Origin of the sequence: Nonomuraea recticatena (assembly GCF_039533245.1) — a bacterium.
Classification (GTDB): domain Bacteria; phylum Actinomycetota; class Actinomycetes; order Streptosporangiales; family Streptosporangiaceae; genus Nonomuraea; species Nonomuraea roseola.
In genome coordinates this window covers 47,680-63,604 of the sequence record NZ_BAAATE010000031.1, presented here as the reverse complement: position 1 = coordinate 63,604, position 15,925 = coordinate 47,680, and the positions used below count along the sequence as shown (strand labels likewise).

The following is a 15,925-nucleotide window of genomic DNA, read 5'->3' as shown; positions in this document are numbered from 1 at the left end:
CGAGGAAGCCCATGAGACTCCGCCACGCCCTGGCCGTCATGGCCGCCGCCCTGCTCGTCCCCCTCGCCGTCCAGCCCGCCCACGCCGCTACCGGCCTGCACGTCTCCGGCACGAAGATCCTGGAGGCCGGCGGCCAGGAGTTCGTGATGCGTGGCACCAGCCACGCCCACACCTGGTATCCGACCAGGACCTCCTCCTTCCAGGGCATCAAGTCGCTCGGCGCCAACACGGTACGCGTGGTGCTCAGCGGCGGACGCTGGACCAAGAACGACACCGCCGACGTGACCAACGTGATCGGCCTGTGCAAGGCCAGCAAGCTCATCTGCGTGCTGGAGAACCACGACACCACCGGGTACGGCGAGCAGTCCGGCGCCTACACCCTCGACCAGGCCGTGGACTACTGGATCAGCGTGAAGGCCGCGCTCCAGGGCCAGGAGGACTACGTCGTACTCAACATCGGCAACGAGCCCGTCGGCAACAACGCCGTCACCCCCGCGTGGACCGAGGCCACCTCCAACGCGATCAAGCGACTCAGGACGGCGGGGTTCGAGCACCTGCTCATGGCCGACGCGCCCGCGTGGGGCCAGGACTGGAAGAACGAGATGCGCGACAACGCGGCCACGGTCATGGCCGCCGATCCGAAGCGCAACACCGTCTTCTCCGTCCACATGTACGGCGTCTACGACACCGCCGCCGAGATCGTCTCCTACCTCGACGCCTTCGAAGCCGCCGGCCTCCCTCTCGTCATCGGCGAGTTCGGCTTCAACCACTCCGACGGCGATCCCGACGAGGACACGATCATGGCGGAGGCCCAGGCCCGCGGGGTCGGCTACCTCGGCTGGTCGTGGAGCGGCAACGGCGGCGGCGTGGAGTACCTGGACCAGGTCACCGATTTCGACCCGGCGAGGCTGACGAGCTGGGGCCGGCGCCTGTTCAACGGCGCCAACGGCATCGCCGCCACCGCGAAGCAGGCGGCGATCTACGGCGCCGTCGTCCCGGACACCGAGAAGCCGACCAGGCCGGGCGCGCCCGCCGTCTCAGCCATCACCGCCACCACCGCCACCCTCACCTGGGCCGCCTCCACCGACAACGTCGGCGTCACCGGCTACGACATCCACCATGGCACCACCAAACTCGCCAGCTCCACCGCAACCTCCACCACCCTCACCGGCCTGACCCCCAACACCCCCTACACCGTCCACATCATCGCCCGCGACGCCGCAGGCAACCTCTCCGATCCCTCGCCCAGCGCCACCTTCACCACCACCACGTCCACAACCACCTGCACCTCCACCTACAAACTGGTCAACTCCTGGCAGGGCGGCTTCCAAGGCGAAGTCACCGTCTCCTGCCCCCCAGGCACCACCGGCTGGAAGACCACCCTCACCTACCCCGCCGGCGTAACCGTCACCCAGACCTGGAACGCCTCCCTCACCGGCACCTACACCTTCACCAACCTGTCCTGGAACACCTCAGGCGGCACCTTCGGCTTCCTCGGCACCTGGACAGGATCCGGCACACCACCCACCCCGACGATCTCCTGACCGACCCCGGGGTACGGCCCTCCCTCTCTCCGAGGGGGAGGGACGCGCCTCAGGCGGGGGCGGACGTCGTCTGCAGGGCGCCGGCCAGCCAGCGGGCCAGCTTGTGGTGGCCGCCGAGCGTGGGGTGCACGCCGTCGGGCAGCAGCACCTCCGAGCGCCTGCCCTCGATCCAGCGCCTGGCCAGCGGGTCGAGGAAGGCCACCCGCTCGCGCGCCGCGACCTCGGCGAGGGCGTCGCGCAGCAGGTAGGCGCTGGGTGGGGCCCTGTCGATCCAGATCGGGCCGACCATGACGATCCTGGTGCCCGGCCAGTGGGCCTTGACCGACCAGACGAGCCTGGCGGCGGCCTGCCGTACCGTGGCGGCGGGCCACCTGCTGTCGTTGTGGCCGCCCGAGATGACGAGCAGGTCGGGGGCGGGGCGCCAGGCCAGCTCCGCCATGAACGACTGCTCGAAGGTGCGGCCCACCCTGCCCTCGTTGACGAAGCCCGTGCCGCCCGCGCCCGCGATCACCGGCTGCCAGCCGAGCTGCCTCGCGCTCTCGCTGGCGTAGGTCTGCCATGTGCGCACCGGCCCGGAGCCGACGGTGAAGCTGTCGCCGACGAACATCATCACCGGCGCCGCCTTCCGTGCGGGCTGCTGTGCCGCCTGCTGGACGGCCGGCACCAAGAGTGGCGGCTGCGACGCGGCGCCATTGCACCCCGTGATAGCGGGACATATCCCGAAAATCGTGGCGGCCGATGCGAGCAGACGACGCCGCAGCAAGCCGCGCATGACCACCTCGAGAGCTCTAGGCTGCCGACATGAGCTTCGATACCCACGGGCGCACGCAGCGGCTCGAACTGTCCGACCAGAACCTGCGCGCCTTCGAGGCGGTCGTCCTGGAGTCGACGCCAGAGGGAATCGTCTTGAGCAAGTCGGCATTCTACCCAGGAGGCGGCGGCCAGCCGGCGGATCACGGAGTTCTCCTCTGGCAGGGGGTGGAGACCAGGATCGTCGGCGTGCGCAAAGGCGACGATCTCCACCTGATTCCGGCAGAGGGCGACCCGATCCCGCCCGCGGGCACGGTCGTCGAGGCCGCCGTGGCCGACGAGCGGCGATCGGCCCTCATGCGCACCCACTCGGGGCTCCACGTGCTGTGCGGCGTCGTCTTCCGCGACTACGGCTCGCTGGTCACCGGCGGCAACATGGAGCCGTTCTCGGCCAGGATGGACTTCAACCTGCCCGAGGTGCCGCCCGGCTTCAAGGAGGCGGTCGAGGACGCCTGCAACGCCGAGATCACCGCCGACCGGCGCATCGACGTTCGGGTGCTGCCGCGCTCGGAGGCCTTCGCGATCCCCGACATCATCCGCACCGCCACCAACCTGGTGCCCGACGACGTGGAGGACGTCCGCGTCGTCGACATCGTCGGCCTCGACACCCAGGCCGACGGCGGCACCCACGTCGCCTCCACCAAGCAGATCGGCCGGATCAAGGTGGCGAAGATCGAGAGCAAGGGCAGGGGCTTCCGCCGCCTGCGGATCACGATCTCCGACTGAGCCAGTCGGCCAGCTCGCCGAAGCCGTTGCGCCTGGCCGCCCCCTCGGCGTCGACAGGCTCCCAGCCGGGCAGCCACGACGGGTCGGCCCCGCGCTCCAGGAGATAGGCGGCGAGCTCGCGCTGACCGCCGTGGGCGGCGTACCAGAAAGCCAGGTCGAGGTCGAAGGGCTCGGTCATGCGATCCAGCAGCCCGAGCGCCGCCGCCTGGTGCGCCTGCACCGAGGCGCCCCTTTCGACCAGCCTGCGCGCGGTGTTCCACTGCGCGAAGGCGACCGCGTCCGCCAGTGGCGTGCCGCCACCGATGACCGCCCCTTCGGCCTCGATGTCGGCTCCCGCGTCGAGCAGCGCGTCGAGCGCCTCGACGTCGTCGTTGCTGGCCGCCCAGTGCAGCGGGGTCTCGGTGTGCGCGCCGACGAACCGGGCGTCGACCTCGGCGCCGTGCGCGACGAGCGTGGCGATCGTCTCGGCCACGTGCGGCAGGTGGCCCGGCCAGTCGGTCGCGACGTGGAGCAGTGACCTGCCCTCGATCCTGGCCCCGATCAGGTCGGGGTGCTCGGTCAGCAGGCGGTCGAGCTCGGCGAGGTCGCCCGCGCGGACGGCGGCGACCACGGCGAGCGTCCTCGGCTCCTCAACGTCCATGCCCGCCATCCTCGATCATCGCGGCCAGACCGTCGAGCTGCAGCTTGAGCCCCAGCTCGAACAGCGCGTCGAGGTCGAGGTCGTAGCCGTCCCCGACGCCCTTCACCATGGCCGCGAAGGCGGGATAGGCGCCCGTGTCCATCAGCGTGCGCAGGCCGGGCTCCTGGGCGTCCATCCACTCGTCCTCCGTCAGCCCGGTGACGGCCTGCGCCTGGGTCTCGCGCTCGGCGTTGACCGCCAGGCCCTGGATGAAGCTGTAGAACAGCACATGCAGGTTGAGCCTGGTGACGGGGTCGAAGCCGAGGCTCTCGATCGCGGCCAGCGCCTGCTCGGCGTGGACGGCCAGGTGCGGAAGGACGACAGGACGGCTGAGCGGCGTGACCTGGGCGAGCCACGGATGGCGCCTGTGCAGGGTCCACAGCGTCCTTCCCACCAGCTCGAGCCGAGCCCGCCAGCCCTCGGGAGGCGGCGTCGGGTAGCCGAGCTCGGCGTAGGCGGCGTCGGCCATCAGCAGGACGAGGTCGTCCTTGCCGCCGACGTACTTGTAGGCCGACATCGGGGCGACGCCCAGCTTGGCGGCGATCCCCCGCATGGTCAGCGCGCCAAGCCCCTCGGCGTCGGCGATCTCGATCGCGACGCGCACCACCCGCTCACGTGACAGCGCCGTCTCGGGCAGGGGTTCGGGCAGGGGTCCGGAGGAGGGCGAGGCCACGACCGTGCCCACGCGCGGCCTGGCCACGACGACCCCCTGCTGCTGCAGGGTGTTCATGGCCTTCGTGGCGGTCGCCAGAGCCACACCCCACTGCCTGGCGACCTGTCTGACGGGCGGGAGCCGGTCACCCGGCTTCAGCTTGCCCGAGGCGATACGGCGTTTGACGTCGTCGACGATGTCGAGATAGGGCGACTGCACTAGTACACAATACATCGTACATTCAGAGCATGACGAACATCCTGATCTCCGGGTCGAGCATCGCGGGCGCCACTCTGGCCTACTGGCTGCGCCACCACGGCTTCTCCACCACCGTCGTCGAGCGCACCGCGGGCCTGCGCCCCGGCGGCCAGGCCATCGACGTGCGCGGCGCCGCGCTCACCGTGGCCGAGCGCATGGGCGTCCTGGACGAGATGCGCGGCCTGCGCACCACCTGGCGCGGCATGTCGATGCTCGACGGCGACGGCAACGAGGTCATGCGCGACACCGAGGGCACCTACAGCGGCGGCAGGTTCGACAGCGGCGACGTGGAACTGCTCAAGGAGGACCTCACGCGGATCGTCCACGACCGCGCGCGGGACGGGGTTGAGTACCTCTTCGACGACACCGTCACCTCCATCGGCCAGGACGGCGAGGTCACCTTCGAGAACAGCCCCCCGCGCCGCTTCGACCTGGTGATCGGCGCGGACGGCCTGCACTCCACCGTGCGCCGCCTGGCCTTCGGCGACGAATCCGACTTCATCCACCACCTGGGGATGCACCTGTGCATCTTCACCATGGACAACATCCTCGACCTGGAGAACTGGCAGATCTGGCTCAGGGACGGCGACGCCGGGCTCGGCCTGTTCCCCGTGCGCGACAACACCCAGCTCAAGGTCAACCTGGGCTTCCACAAGGAGCGGCTCGACTACGACTACCGCGACCTCGACCAGCAGAGGCGGCTGGTCGCCGAGCACTGCGGCGGCCTGCGGTGGGAGGCGCCCAGGCTGCTCGAGGCCATGTGGAAGGCGCCCGACTTCTACTTCGACTCGATGGCGCAGATCAGGATGCCCTCGTGGTCGAAGGGGCGGGTCGCGCTGGTCGGCGACGCCGGTTACTGCGCCTCACCGCTGTCGGGCCAGGGCACCAGCCTGGCCATGGTCGGCGCCTACGTCCTGGCCGAGGAGCTGGGCAGGTCGCTGGAGGGGGCCTTCGACAGGTACGAGTCGCGGATGCGGCCCTTCGCCGAGGCCAACCAGGCCCTCGCCCTGGAGAACCCCGGAGGGCCGGCCTCCGACGAGTCGGTCGCCAAGGCCAAGAACGCCATCACCCTCTGACCGGCTCCCTTCAGAGGGAGCGGAACTGGCGGGTGGAGGAGATCGCGCCCGAGGTGGTGGTGGTGAAGGTGCGCATCGACCCGGCGAACTTCGACAGGTCCCACTCGGCGGGCCCGTGGTACCAGTAGAGGTTGTCGGCCTGCTGGCCGTTGCCCGTGACCGAGGCCACCACCCTCGACCAGTGCTCCACCCCGTCGAAGATCACCGCGTAGGGCAGATAGCGGGAGAACAGCTCGACCCTGTGCTGCTCGGGCACGTTCCCGAGATCACCGGTCATGAGGTAGTGGCGGAAGCCGAGCGTGTGGGCCAGCGCCGCCGAGCCCTTGGCGGTCTTGGCGGGCATCGACTGCCCGCCGATCGCCAGCGCGGCGCCCGCGATGATCACGGCGAGGCCGAGCAGGCCGTAGGTGGTGAACCAGGCCAGCGCCACCGTGGCCGCGACCCCGAGCAGGCAGAGCCCGACCCCGGCCGTGGTCCACCTGGTGCGTACGGCGTCGGGCCTGCGGGCGAACCAGCCCTGCCGTACGACGTCGGTGTAGAGGGCGTCGCGCACCTTGCCGAGGTGGGCGTGGAAGGCGCCGGACAGCTGCGAGAGCAGCACGCTGTCACGCCCTTCGAAGATCGCGTCGTACAGCGCCCTCTCGTACGGCAGCAGCGAGGCGATCGGCGCGTTGGGCAGCCTGACGAGCACCCAGTCGGGCGCGTCGTAGGTCTGGCGGGGCTGCTCGTCGATGCGCAGGTAGCCGCGGACCGCGAGGTCGACGATGGTGGCGGTCACGTCGATCACGTCGGCCTGCTCGTCGATCAGCGTGCCGATCTGGCCTGGGCGCACGCCGTCGGGCGGGGTGAAGTGGCCGTCCTGGACGGCGGCGACGGCGCCCTGCTCGTGACCGACCGCGCGCGCGTCGCGTCCGCGGGTCCACCACAGCAGGCCGACGCCGCCCAGCAGCAGGGCCAGCAGCCCGGCCAGCGCGCCGCCCGTGACGGTGTCGAGAGTGAACGCGCTGGTCATCGACCAGCGCCGCTCCAGGATCGGCTCCCCGCCGCTGGTGCCCTTGGGATAGCCGAGCACCACCGTCAGCGCCTGGCCCGCGTTGAGGCCCTGCTGCTCGAACTCGGCGCGCACGCCCGTGTGGTCCATCGAGGCCGAGGTGCAGCCGATCGCGGAGGTGAGGTCGCCCGCGAAGCAGGACAGGTTCTGGATGGCGGCGGGCCCCGAGACCTTGACCGTCGCCTTCGCCACCGGAGCGCTCCAACCGCCCACGGCGAACCAGCGCAGCTCCTCTGTGCCGCCTACCGGCGTGACCGCGCCGGTGACGTCGTAGGAGACGGTGCCGTCGCCCTGCATGGTGAGCACGTCTCCTGCGAGGGTGCCGCCCTTGACGTTGGAGATGCGGTAGATCCTGTCGAAGTCGTCGTCGAAGCGGGTGCGGGTGAGGAATGTGCGCTCGACCTTGCCGCCAGCGCCGCTGATCTTCTCGGTCACGTGCAGGACGCCGCCCTTGCCGAGCTCCAGCGTCACCTCGTCGGTGAGAGGCGCCGTCTGCGCGGCAAAAGGCATCGCTCCCATGAGGAGAGCGATGAAGGCGACCCTGATACCCGTCATGGCGGCAGATCGTAGCGGTTGGCACCGACCCTCTGAGTGGGTACAGCTTTGACCAGGGGGAATGCAAATGTTGCGGGCTTTGTCAGCGATCTACGACGCGGTCGCCGTCGTCCAGTGGGCCTATGCGCCGGCGCCCGGACGGGGTTTCATCGGCGGTATGCCCCCGCCGGAGGTGTCCTGATGGCGCTGCCCTCCTACGAGCCGATGCTCGCCAAAGCGGGGCCGCTGCCCGCCAAGGGCGAGTGGGCCTACGAGATGAAGTGGGACGGGGTCAGGGCGCTGGCCTACGTCGAGGACAGGGGCGTCAGGCTCGTCTCCCGCAACGGCAAGGACGTCACCGTCGCCTACACCGAGCTGCGCATGCTGGGCGGCGCGGTGGGCGGGCACGATCTCGTGCTCGACGGCGAGATCGTCGCCTTCGACGCGGCGGGCAGGCCGTCCTTCGGCGCGCTGCAGCCGCGGATGCACCAGCGCAACCCCGTCAGGATCGCCGAGCTCGTCAGGTCGGTGCCCGTGACGTTCATGCTCTTCGACCTGCTGCACATCAACTCCGCCAGCGCGGTCGGCCTGCCGTACACCGACAGGAGACGGTTGCTGGAGGAGACGGTCACGCCGGGCGCGCGCTGGCAGGTGCCCGTCTGGTTCCACGGCTCGGGCGAGGAGGCGGTGGCGGCGAGCAAGCAACTGGGCCTCGAAGGGGTGGTGGCCAAGCGGCTCGACTCGCCCTACCGGCAGGGCCAGCGCTCGGCCGACTGGACGAAGGTGAAGAACTTCAGGATGCAGGAGGTCATCATCTGCGGCTGGAAGCCAGGCGAGGGACGGCGGTCGGGGATGATCGGCTCGCTGCTGCTCGGCGTGCACGACGCCGGCGGACGACTGGTCTTCGCGGGGCACGTCGGGACCGGGTTCACCGAGCGCATGCTGGCCGATCTCGGCTCACGCCTGCGGCCGCTGGAAAGGCCCGACCCGCCCGTGCTGGGCGTGCCGCGCGAACACGCCCGCGACGCCCACTGGGTGGAGCCCGTGCTGGTCGGGGAGGTCCGTTACGCCGAGTGGACGCCCGAAAGAAGTCTCAGGCACCCGTCGTGGCGTGGGCTGAGGGAGGACAAGGGGCCAGGCGAGGTGCGCGTCGATCAGGCCTCGTGAAGGATCGGCCAGACCTCGACCTGGTCGGCCGGCAGCTCGGCGGCGAGCTGCAGCGCCCGCTCCTCGCTGTCGACGTCGAGGAGGTACCAGCTGGCGAGGTACTCCTTCGACTCCAGGTAGGGGCCGTCGGTGACGACGGGCGCGCCGGTCACGGTCCTGACCATCTTGGCCTGGGCGGCGTCGGCCACGCCGAACGCGCCGAGCAGCTCGCCGCTCTCCTTGTGCTTGGCGGTGAAGGCGTCGAAGGCGGCGGCCGTGGCCTGCCACTCCTCGGCGGGGATCGACTCCCAGAGCTCCTTGTTGCCATAGATGATCATCACGTACTTCATGTCAGCAACGATACTGAGGGCGTGCTGTCCTATGACACGCTCCGCGCGGCCGGGGCCGGGGCGGGTGACGACGTCGCCTTCGCCCACGCCCTGCTGCGGTGCGGCACTCAGGAAGAGCTCGCCGACGACCCGGAGAGCCGCCTCCGGCTGACGCTCGGCCTGCGCAAGGAGAACGGCCGGTGGGTCGTCGCCCACGAGCGCCACTCGTTCCCGATCACCGGCTAGGACGCTCAGGCCGGTCGGTCACAGGCGGATCAGGCCGCGTTCGACCGCCACGGTGACGGCGGCGGTGCGGGTGTCGACGCCGAGCTTGCCGTACACGTGGACGAGGTGGGTCTTGACGGTCGCCTCGGTGATGAACAGCGCCCTGGCGATCTCCTTGTTGCCCGCGCCCTTCGCCAGGAGCTCCAGGATCTCGATCTCCCTGGGGGTCAGCGCGGGCCCGGGGTCGCGCATGCGGCGCATCATCCGCGTGGCCACCTTGGGCGACAGGACGGTCTCTCCCCTGGCGGCGGCCTTGATCGCCTGGAAGAGCTCGTCGGGAGGGCAGGCCTTGAGCACGTAGCCGGTGGCGCCCGCGTCGATGGCCCTGACGATGTCGGCGTCCGTCTCGTAGGTGGTCAGGACGAGCACCTGCGGCGCGTGGGGAAGCGCGCGGACCAGCCGCGTGGTCTCCACGCCGTCAGGGCCGTCGCCGAGCTGCAGGTCCATGAGCACGACGTCGGGCTCGCGCAGGGCGATGCCGCGCACGGCGTCGTGCGAGGTGGCCGCCTCTCCGACGATCTCCATGTCGGGCTCGCCGCCGACGAGGGCGGCGATGCCCGCCCTGACGACGGGGTGGTCGTCCACCAGGAAGAGTTTCAAAGCGGGATCCTCGCTGCCACGGCCGTGCCCTCACCGGGCACGCTCTCGACCACCAGCGTGCCACCCACCTCGGCCAGCCTGTCACGCATGCCGCGCAGGCCGTACCCCCGGCCTGGCCCTGGCGCGGCCTGGTCGAAGCCGACGCCGTCGTCGAAGACGTCCAGGGTCACCTCGCCCTCCAGGTACGACAGGGTGACGACCACCCTGCTCGCCTGGGCGTGTTCGCGGGCGTTGGCGAGCGCTCCCTGCGCCACCCTCAGCAGGACGGCCTGCGTCCTGGCGTCGAGGGGGTACTCGGCCCCCTCCTGGCGGAAGTCGTCACAGATCGACTTGAGTGCGTCGGGCAGCGACCTCTCGGCCAGGTCGGCGGGCCCGAGGTCCCTGACGAACCGCCTGGCCTCCTCCAGGTTCTCCCCCGTCGAGGTCATCGCCTGCCGCAGGTAGGAGCGGGCGAGGGAGGGGTCGCTCTCCCATGCCCTGTCGGCGGCCTGCAGCAGGATGCGCTGGCTGGTCAGGCCCTGGGCCAGGGTGTCGTGGATCTCGCGGCTGAGCCGCTCCCTCTCCTCCAGGACGCCCGAGCGGCGCAGCTCCCAGAAGATCACCACGGTCATGGCCGCGACCGCGATCGGCGCGAGGACCTGGCTAGGGTCGAATCTGTCGGCCAGGTTGATCTGGGCGACGATCACCGAGACCGTCAGGACGGTCGCCGCCACGATCGTCAGCGGGGGCGAGAGCAGGCGCAGGCAGACGAAGAAGAGCGGGATCGCGCACCACGAGAACGACGGCGCCATCTCCACCAGCACCAGCCAGAGCAGGAGCACCGCGACGAGCCACGCCAGGCGCCCGCGGTGGCCGAGCGGTCGCCAGAAGGCCACGCCCGCGGCGTAGAGGAGCCCCAGCACCGCGGCGAGGCCGACGTTGACGGCGCTCTCGGCGTTGAGACCGTGCCTCACCAGCAACCGGGAGGCGGAGGCGACGAGCAGCAGGAAGAAGCCCACGTGCATGGCGCGGTTCAGCCGGACGCGTTCCACCTGCTCCTCCTCCCTCCACATCAACCAATCGGTTGACGTACGGCTCAGCCGATTTCTTCCCCCGCTTCGACCGGACGTGCGATGGCCCCCGCCACGGGCGACGGCAGGCTGGAGAACATGAACCTCAAGAGCTTCCGCATCCGCACCGCCGCCGCCGGCCTGGCCGCCCTCGCCGTGGTCGGTGGCGTCACCGTCTCACAGTCCGCCGCCATGGCCGACCCCGGCGCCCCCGCCGTCGTCCAGACGAACGTGCTGTCGGCCGACGCCGCCCTGAAGATCGCAGAAGCGGTGCAGAAGGAGGCGGCCAAGCAGAAGCAGCGCGTGACCGTCGCGATCGTGGACCGCTCGGGCGCGACCAGGCTGATCCTGAAGGGTGACGGCGCGGGCCCGCAGACCGAGGAGTCGGCCAGGCGCAAGGCGTTCACCGCCGTGTCGTTCGGCCAGGCCACCAGCGCGCTGTCGAAGAACCAGGCGCTGGCCGCGATCCCCGGCACGCTCCTGCTGGGCGGCGGCGTTCCCGTCGCCTCCGGTGGCAGCCCGATCGCCGGCATCGGGGTCGGCGGCGCGCCCTCCGGCGACATCGACGAGGCCCTCGCCCAGGCCGGTCTCAAGGCCGTCCAGGGGCAGCTCGGCTGATCCCCGATGCCTGTCGGTCGCAGACCTCCGACGCGCAGGGCCGTGCTCCTCGCCGCGGCCCCTCTCGCGCTGGCCGCGTGCGCGGGGCCCGCCGGTCCCGAGCCCGGGTCACAGACTGCGCGACCAGGCATGAAAGGATCGAATGTGCTCACAGGACAACTGCTCACAGCCGCCGCCGCGGGCGACACCACCGCCGTCAGGGAGGCCGTCACCGAGGGCGCCGATCTGGAGGCTCGCGACAGCCAGCAACGCACCGCGCTGCTGCTGGCCAGCGCGGCCGACCACGTCGAGGTCGCGGAGCTCCTGGTCGCGGCGGGCGCCGACCCCAACGCTCTCGACGCCCAGCACGACACCCCCTGGCTGGTGACCGGTGTGACGGGCAGTGTGGCCATGATGCGGGCGCTCCTGCCCGCCAGGCCCGACCTGACGATCACCAATCGCTACGGCGGCGTCTCGTTGATCCCCGCCTGTGAGCGCGGGCACGTCGACTACGTGCGCGAGGTGCTGAAGACCGGCATCGACGTCAACCACGTCAACAACCTGGGCTGGACGGGGCTGCTGGAGGCGGTCATCCTCGGTGACGGCAGCGGGCCGTACCAGGAGATCGTCAGGCTGCTGCTGGCCGCGGGCGCCGATCCCGACCTGGCCGACTCCAACGGCGTGACCGCGCTGCAGCACGCCGAGCAGAAGGGCCAGCGGGAGATCGCCGAGATCCTACGACGCGCCTAGCCGTACCTCGCCGACCGGACGGCCGCCCCCCAGGAGCGGGGCGGTCGCCATGTCGTCGAGTTCGGGAGCGTCGAGTCCGAGCGCCCGTAGGGCGGCCACGGTCACGGGAACGCGGGCGCGGGAGGAGCCGTCCTCGATCTTGACGGTGCCTGCCCTGCCGTCGGAGTAGGCGAAGGCGTCGAACGCCTCGGCCCCCGCCTTCACCAGCAGCCCAGGGATGGCCCGCATCAGCCTGGCCTCGAGCCGGGTGGTGCCCGACGTCCACTCCGGGTGGGTGGTCATGGCCTCGTAGACGCGCCGTTCGGGCGAGCCCTGCTCTCCCAGGGGGAACGCGCGGAAGGCGCGCGTCACCCCCACCATCGAGACGAAGAACAGCGGCGCCCCGCAGCCGTCGACCCCGGTGGCGGCCACGCGCTCGCCGGTCAGCTCCTCGACGGTCTCCCTGATCGCCCGCTGCAGCGGATGGGCGGGGTCGAGGTAGGTCTCCAGGGGCCAGCCGTTGACCACGCAGGTGGCGAGCATGGCCGAGTGCTTGCCCGAGCAGTTCATGAAGATCCGCGCCTTGGTGGTCACGGTCCTGTCGTCGGGATAGTCCTCGGGGCACAGCAGGGCGCTCTCGTCGAGACCGGCGCCCGCGAGGATCTTCCTGGCGCCGTCGACGTGGAACGGCTCGCCCGAGTGGGAGGCGCACGCCAGCGCGAGCAGCTCCCCGTCCAGGTCGAGCCCGCTGCGCAGCATGCCGAGCGCCTGCAGCGGCTTCATCGAGGAGCGCGGCGAGGCCAGCGCGTCGACGGCGCCGTGCGCCTGCACGGGCTTGCCCTCGGCCGACACGGCCAGCATCCTCGCCCGGTGCGTGGACTCCACGAACCCGGAACGGACAACCTCCACAACGAGCGACATTTCCCCTCCCTTTCGCCACGAGTGTATTACCGCCTTCTGGGGGCGTTCCGCCGGGAAGGCGAGGGTGCGCCACAATGGTGTTCCATGCGAGCAGTCGTTCAGCGGGTGAGCCACGCCTCCGTCGTCGTCGACGGCACGACCGTCGGCGCGATCGACGAGCCCGGCCTGATGGTGCTGGTCGGCGTCACCCATACCGACACCCCCGCCGAGGCCCGCAGGCTGGCCGCCAAGCTCTGGGGCCTGCGCGTGCTCGACGGCGAGAAGTCCTGCTCCGACATCGGCGCCCCCCTCCTGGTGATCAGCCAGTTCACCCTCTACGGCGACACACGCAAGGGCCGCCGCCCCACCTGGCAGGCCGCCGCTCCAGGCCCGGTCGCCGAGCCGCTGGTGCAGGCGGTGATCGACGAGCTGCGCGCGCTCGGCGCGCACGTCGAGACCGGCAGTTTCGGAGCCGACATGAAGGTCTCGCTCCTGAACGACGGCCCGATCACGCTCGTGATCGATCTCTGACAGGTGGGGCCAGCCTCACCTATTTCAGTGATGAGCCGCCCATGTCGCCCGTACTCCACCATCTCTACCGTGGACGCATGACCATCTGGCGACGGATCCGCGCCCACTGGGGGGCTGCGACCTGGCTGCGCACGCTCCACGTGGCGACGGGCCTGCTGACCGGGCTGCTCTCGGCGGGGGTGATCGCGACTCTGGTGGTCGGTTCGGTGCTGCTGGTCTGGACCGTGGTCGTCCCCGTGATCGCGATGGCCCTGCTGTTCTGGACCCTGCCGCTCTTCACCGCCCTGCAGCGCTCCCGCTTCGCCGCCCACCTCGACGTCCACATCGCCCCTCTGCCGCGAAGGAACTTCTCCCTCCACCCGCTCAAGTGGCTGGTCCCGCAGGCCAGAGCTCTGAGCACGTGGCGGCAGCTCGCCTACCACCTGCTGTGCCCGCTGCTCAACGGTCTCGGCTCGCTCGCCCTCCTGACCGCGTGGGGCGGAACCCTCGCCATGGTGTTCCTCGCGGCACGCGCCTTCGACTTCTCGCCGTCCCCCGCGTTCGGGGCGGCGTTCGCGCTGATCGGCGTCGGCCTCTTCCTGGCGGGCCCCCTGGTGGCTCGGGCTTTCACGTGGGTGGACGTCATCGCGGGCGAGGCGCTGCTCGGACCGGCGCTCAGCGACGAGCTCGCCCAGCGGGTGGAGACCCTGCAGGAGAGCCGCGCCGAGGTCATCGACGCCGCGGACGCCGAGCGCCGGCGCATCGAGCGCGACCTGCACGACGGCACCCAGCAGCGCCTCGTCTGGCTGGCCATGAACCTCGGCATGGCCCGGGCCACCCTCAAGGACCTGCCCGAACCGGCGATGCAGGTGATCACCCAGGCGCACGAGGAGTCCAAGCAGGCGCTCAAGGAGCTGCGCGACCTCGTGCGCGGGCTGCACCCCGCCGTCCTCACCGACGAGGGCCTGGACGCGGCCCTGTCCGGCCTCGCCGCCCGTGCCCCCTTCCCCGTACGGCTCAGCGTCGACGTCGCGCAGCGCGCCTCGCCCACGATCGAGGCGGTGGCCTTCTTCGTGGTCTCCGAGACGCTCACCAACATCGCCAAGCACGCCGAGGCCACCAAGGCGTCGATCACGGTCGTGCGCAAGGGTGACAGGCTACGGCTGGCCGTACGCGATGACGGAAGAGGAGGGGCCGCGCCCGAACGCGGCTCGGGGCTGCGCGGCCTCGCGCAGCGCGTCGGCTCCGTGGACGGCGAGCTGCGCATCGACAGCCCGCAGGGTGGACCGACGACGATCGAAGTGGAGCTTCCATGCGAGTAGTGCTGGCCGAGGACTCCGTCCTGCTGAGAGAGGGCCTGACGTGGGTGCTCGGCTCGGCGGGCATGGAGGTCGTGGCCGCCGTGGGCGACGCCGAGGAGCTGCTGCGCGCCGTCGGCGAGCACCGGCCCGACCTGGTCATCACCGACGTGCGCATGCCGCCCTCGCACAGGGACGAGGGACTGCGCGCCGCGCTGGTGCTGCGGAGGCAGCGGCCGGGGCTGCCGATCGTGGTGCTCTCCCAGTACGTCGAGGAGCGCTACGCCAGCCAGCTGCTGTCCACCGAGACCACGGGGGTGGGCTACCTGCTCAAGGACAGGGTGGCCGACGTCACCGAGTTCGTGGAGGCGCTGCGCAGGGTGGCCGCCGGAGGCACCGCGCTGGACCCCGAGGTGGTCGCCCAGCTGCTGCTGCGCGGCCGCAGCGACCCGCTGGACCAGCTCACCCGCAGGGAGCACGAGGTGCTCGCCCTCATCGCCGAGGGCCGCTCGAACGGGGCCATCGCCGATGCCCTGGTCGTGTCGGAGGGGGCGGTCGGCAAGCACATCAACAACATCTTCGCCAAGCTCGGCCTGTCCGGCGCCGATGACAAGGACCATCGCAGGGTGCTGGCCGTCCTGCGCTTCCTCAAGGTGTGAGATGAGAGGAGCACGCGTGCGCAGGACGTGGCTCATCGTGGGCGGAGTGTTCACCCTGGCCACCGTGGGCGGTCTGGGAGCCGGCTTCGGTCTGAACGTCGGCCTGCCGGAAGACTCCGCCGACACCTCCCTCATTTACTCCACCACGGCGGAGACCACGGTCAGCGCCTACCGGATCACCACCTCTGAGCTGTTCGTCGAGGTGAGGGGCGAGGTGGACGTCAAGGTGATCGTCACCCCCGCCTCGAAGGGAGCGCGGCGGCTCACCGTCGAGCGGCGGCTCACCGTCGAGCGGCGGCTCACCTGGGCCGGCGACGACGGCCGCCATCAATCCGAGTCGTGGAACGGTAGGTGGCTGCGGGCGGAGATGATGTGCGGCGTGTCGGCGTGCGGCGCGCTCTACACCTTGACCGTCCCCGAGGACACCCCGGTATGGCTGATCACGCCGCCCAGGACCCTCACCTGTCCACCTCGGGTATGCCGGCACGGCTGA

The 15,925-nt window shown here is 70.9% G+C and carries 19 protein-coding genes; 11 read left to right on the top strand and 8 right to left on the bottom strand.

Features of this window, described 5'->3' with window-relative positions; translation table 11 throughout:
• Nucleotides 1–11 precede the first annotated feature (11 nt).
• The gene (locus ABFX50_RS39540; protein WP_346153972.1) at nucleotides 12–1,544 is read left to right on the top strand and encodes a cellulase family glycosylhydrolase; all 1,533 of its coding nucleotides are present in this window, start codon (nucleotides 12–14) and stop codon (nucleotides 1,542–1,544) included.
• Between the two features lie 49 nt (nucleotides 1,545–1,593).
• On the opposite strand, the gene ABFX50_RS39535 is transcribed toward ABFX50_RS39540, so the two are convergent.
• A complete protein-coding gene (locus tag ABFX50_RS39535; RefSeq protein WP_246453032.1) occupies nucleotides 1,594–2,154 on the bottom strand; it encodes an SGNH/GDSL hydrolase family protein in 561 nt (186 codons plus the stop codon).
• 191 nt (nucleotides 2,155–2,345) lie between these two features.
• Here ABFX50_RS39535 and ABFX50_RS39530 point away from each other — a divergent pair, with 191 nt between their 5' ends.
• Nucleotides 2,346–3,080 carry an alanyl-tRNA editing protein gene (locus tag ABFX50_RS39530; protein ID WP_346153970.1) on the top strand — a complete coding sequence of 245 codons (735 nt, stop codon included), beginning with the start codon at nucleotides 2,346–2,348 and terminating at the stop codon, nucleotides 3,078–3,080.
• On the opposite strand, the gene ABFX50_RS39525 is transcribed toward ABFX50_RS39530, so the two are convergent.
• On the bottom strand, nucleotides 3,064–3,720 hold the full coding sequence (locus ABFX50_RS39525; RefSeq protein WP_346153968.1) for an ankyrin repeat domain-containing protein: 657 nt from the start codon (nucleotides 3,718–3,720) through the stop codon (nucleotides 3,064–3,066). The two genes, ABFX50_RS39530 and ABFX50_RS39525, sit on opposite strands and share 17 nt — an antisense overlap.
• The gene (locus tag ABFX50_RS39520) at nucleotides 3,710–4,630 is read right to left on the bottom strand and encodes a TetR/AcrR family transcriptional regulator C-terminal domain-containing protein (RefSeq protein WP_346153966.1); all 921 of its coding nucleotides are present in this window, start codon (nucleotides 4,628–4,630) and stop codon (nucleotides 3,710–3,712) included. Before ABFX50_RS39520 ends, ABFX50_RS39525 begins: the two co-directional genes overlap by 11 nt.
• A gap of 29 nt (nucleotides 4,631–4,659) precedes the next feature.
• On the opposite strand from ABFX50_RS39520, the gene ABFX50_RS39515 reads away from it, so the two are divergent.
• Complete coding sequence (locus ABFX50_RS39515) at nucleotides 4,660–5,745, top strand: FAD-dependent monooxygenase (RefSeq protein WP_346153964.1); 1,086 nt, start codon at nucleotides 4,660–4,662, stop codon at nucleotides 5,743–5,745.
• Between the two features lie 10 nt (nucleotides 5,746–5,755).
• Here the strand turns inward: ABFX50_RS39515 and ABFX50_RS39510 are convergent, their stop codons facing one another.
• The gene (locus tag ABFX50_RS39510) at nucleotides 5,756–7,351 is read right to left on the bottom strand and encodes a DUF2207 domain-containing protein (RefSeq protein ID WP_346153963.1); all 1,596 of its coding nucleotides are present in this window, start codon (nucleotides 7,349–7,351) and stop codon (nucleotides 5,756–5,758) included.
• A gap of 180 nt (nucleotides 7,352–7,531) precedes the next feature.
• On the opposite strand from ABFX50_RS39510, the gene ligD reads away from it, so the two are divergent.
• Nucleotides 7,532–8,497 carry a non-homologous end-joining DNA ligase gene (ligD, locus tag ABFX50_RS39505; RefSeq protein ID WP_346153961.1) on the top strand — a complete coding sequence of 322 codons (966 nt, stop codon included), beginning with the start codon at nucleotides 7,532–7,534 and terminating at the stop codon, nucleotides 8,495–8,497.
• On the opposite strand, the gene ABFX50_RS39500 is transcribed toward ligD, so the two are convergent.
• Nucleotides 8,485–8,826, bottom strand: a complete 342-nt coding sequence (locus ABFX50_RS39500; RefSeq protein WP_183651245.1) for a YciI family protein — start codon at nucleotides 8,824–8,826, stop codon at nucleotides 8,485–8,487. The two genes, ligD and ABFX50_RS39500, sit on opposite strands and share 13 nt — an antisense overlap.
• Nucleotides 8,827–8,847: 21 nt before the next feature.
• Here ABFX50_RS39500 and ABFX50_RS39495 point away from each other — a divergent pair, with 21 nt between their 5' ends.
• Entirely contained in the window at nucleotides 8,848–9,051 is a 204-nt protein-coding gene (locus ABFX50_RS39495; protein WP_346153959.1) for a nuclear transport factor 2 family protein, read from the top strand.
• Nucleotides 9,052–9,069: 18 nt separating this feature from the next.
• On the opposite strand, the gene ABFX50_RS39490 is transcribed toward ABFX50_RS39495, so the two are convergent.
• Both ABFX50_RS39490 and ABFX50_RS39485 read right to left on the bottom strand, forming a co-directional pair.
• Nucleotides 9,070–9,690: a response regulator gene (locus ABFX50_RS39490; protein ID WP_346153957.1), complete on the bottom strand. Its 621-nt coding sequence runs from the start codon at nucleotides 9,688–9,690 to the stop codon at nucleotides 9,070–9,072.
• Entirely contained in the window at nucleotides 9,687–10,721 is a 1,035-nt protein-coding gene (locus ABFX50_RS39485; protein ID WP_346153955.1) for a sensor histidine kinase, read from the bottom strand. The genes ABFX50_RS39490 and ABFX50_RS39485 overlap by 4 nt, the downstream gene beginning before the upstream one ends.
• Before the next feature lie 81 nt (nucleotides 10,722–10,802).
• On the opposite strand from ABFX50_RS39485, the gene ABFX50_RS39480 reads away from it, so the two are divergent.
• Together ABFX50_RS39480 and ABFX50_RS39475 are read left to right on the top strand one after the other, a co-directional pair.
• Complete coding sequence (locus ABFX50_RS39480; RefSeq protein WP_346153954.1) at nucleotides 10,803–11,357, top strand: GlcG/HbpS family heme-binding protein; 555 nt, start codon at nucleotides 10,803–10,805, stop codon at nucleotides 11,355–11,357.
• A gap of 144 nt (nucleotides 11,358–11,501) precedes the next feature.
• Nucleotides 11,502–12,086 carry an ankyrin repeat domain-containing protein gene (locus ABFX50_RS39475; RefSeq protein ID WP_346153952.1) on the top strand — a complete coding sequence of 195 codons (585 nt, stop codon included), beginning with the start codon at nucleotides 11,502–11,504 and terminating at the stop codon, nucleotides 12,084–12,086.
• Here the strand turns inward: ABFX50_RS39475 and ABFX50_RS39470 are convergent.
• Nucleotides 12,072–12,986, bottom strand: coding sequence for an asparaginase (locus ABFX50_RS39470; RefSeq protein ID WP_346153950.1), 915 nt, complete (start codon nucleotides 12,984–12,986; stop codon nucleotides 12,072–12,074). The two genes, ABFX50_RS39475 and ABFX50_RS39470, sit on opposite strands and share 15 nt — an antisense overlap.
• 84 nt (nucleotides 12,987–13,070) lie before the next feature.
• Here ABFX50_RS39470 and dtd point away from each other — a divergent pair, with 84 nt between their 5' ends.
• The 4 genes from dtd to ABFX50_RS39450 all read left to right on the top strand — a co-directional run bounded on the left by dtd (nucleotide 13,071) and on the right by ABFX50_RS39450 (nucleotide 15,925).
• Nucleotides 13,071–13,496, top strand: coding sequence for a D-aminoacyl-tRNA deacylase (gene dtd / locus ABFX50_RS39465; RefSeq protein ID WP_346126457.1), 426 nt, complete (start codon nucleotides 13,071–13,073; stop codon nucleotides 13,494–13,496).
• A gap of 77 nt (nucleotides 13,497–13,573) precedes the next feature.
• A complete protein-coding gene (locus tag ABFX50_RS39460; RefSeq protein ID WP_346153948.1) occupies nucleotides 13,574–14,797 on the top strand; it encodes a sensor histidine kinase in 1,224 nt (407 codons plus the stop codon).
• Entirely contained in the window at nucleotides 14,788–15,432 is a 645-nt protein-coding gene (locus ABFX50_RS39455) for a response regulator transcription factor (protein WP_346153946.1), read from the top strand. Before ABFX50_RS39460 ends, ABFX50_RS39455 begins: the two co-directional genes overlap by 10 nt.
• 16 nt (nucleotides 15,433–15,448) lie before the next feature.
• On the top strand, nucleotides 15,449–15,925 hold the full coding sequence (locus ABFX50_RS39450) for a hypothetical protein (protein ID WP_346153945.1): 477 nt from the start codon (nucleotides 15,449–15,451) through the stop codon (nucleotides 15,923–15,925).

Bases quoted from the DNA above. Each gene is read 5' to 3' on its own strand.
- ABFX50_RS39540 (WP_346153972.1), top strand. From the start codon at position 12: ATGAGACTCCGCCACGCCCTGGCCGTCATGGCCGCCGCCCTGCTCGTC.
- ABFX50_RS39535 (WP_246453032.1), bottom strand. From the start codon at position 2,154: ATGATGTTCGTCGGCGACAGCTTCACCGTCGGCTCCGGGCCGGTGCGC.
- ABFX50_RS39530 (WP_346153970.1), top strand. From the start codon at position 2,346: ATGAGCTTCGATACCCACGGGCGCACGCAGCGGCTCGAACTGTCCGAC.
- ABFX50_RS39525 (WP_346153968.1), bottom strand. From the start codon at position 3,720: ATGGACGTTGAGGAGCCGAGGACGCTCGCCGTGGTCGCCGCCGTCCGC.
- ABFX50_RS39515 (WP_346153964.1), top strand. From the start codon at position 4,660: ATGACGAACATCCTGATCTCCGGGTCGAGCATCGCGGGCGCCACTCTG.
- ABFX50_RS39510 (WP_346153963.1), bottom strand. From the start codon at position 7,351: ATGACGGGTATCAGGGTCGCCTTCATCGCTCTCCTCATGGGAGCGATG.
- ligD (WP_346153961.1), top strand. From the start codon at position 7,532: ATGGCGCTGCCCTCCTACGAGCCGATGCTCGCCAAAGCGGGGCCGCTG.
- ABFX50_RS39500 (WP_183651245.1), bottom strand. From the start codon at position 8,826: ATGAAGTACGTGATGATCATCTATGGCAACAAGGAGCTCTGGGAGTCG.
- ABFX50_RS39480 (WP_346153954.1), top strand. From the start codon at position 10,803: ATGGCCCCCGCCACGGGCGACGGCAGGCTGGAGAACATGAACCTCAAG.
- ABFX50_RS39470 (WP_346153950.1), bottom strand. From the start codon at position 12,986: ATGTCGCTCGTTGTGGAGGTTGTCCGTTCCGGGTTCGTGGAGTCCACG.
- dtd (WP_346126457.1), top strand. From the start codon at position 13,071: ATGCGAGCAGTCGTTCAGCGGGTGAGCCACGCCTCCGTCGTCGTCGAC.
- ABFX50_RS39460 (WP_346153948.1), top strand. From the start codon at position 13,574: ATGACCATCTGGCGACGGATCCGCGCCCACTGGGGGGCTGCGACCTGG.
- ABFX50_RS39455 (WP_346153946.1), top strand. From the start codon at position 14,788: ATGCGAGTAGTGCTGGCCGAGGACTCCGTCCTGCTGAGAGAGGGCCTG.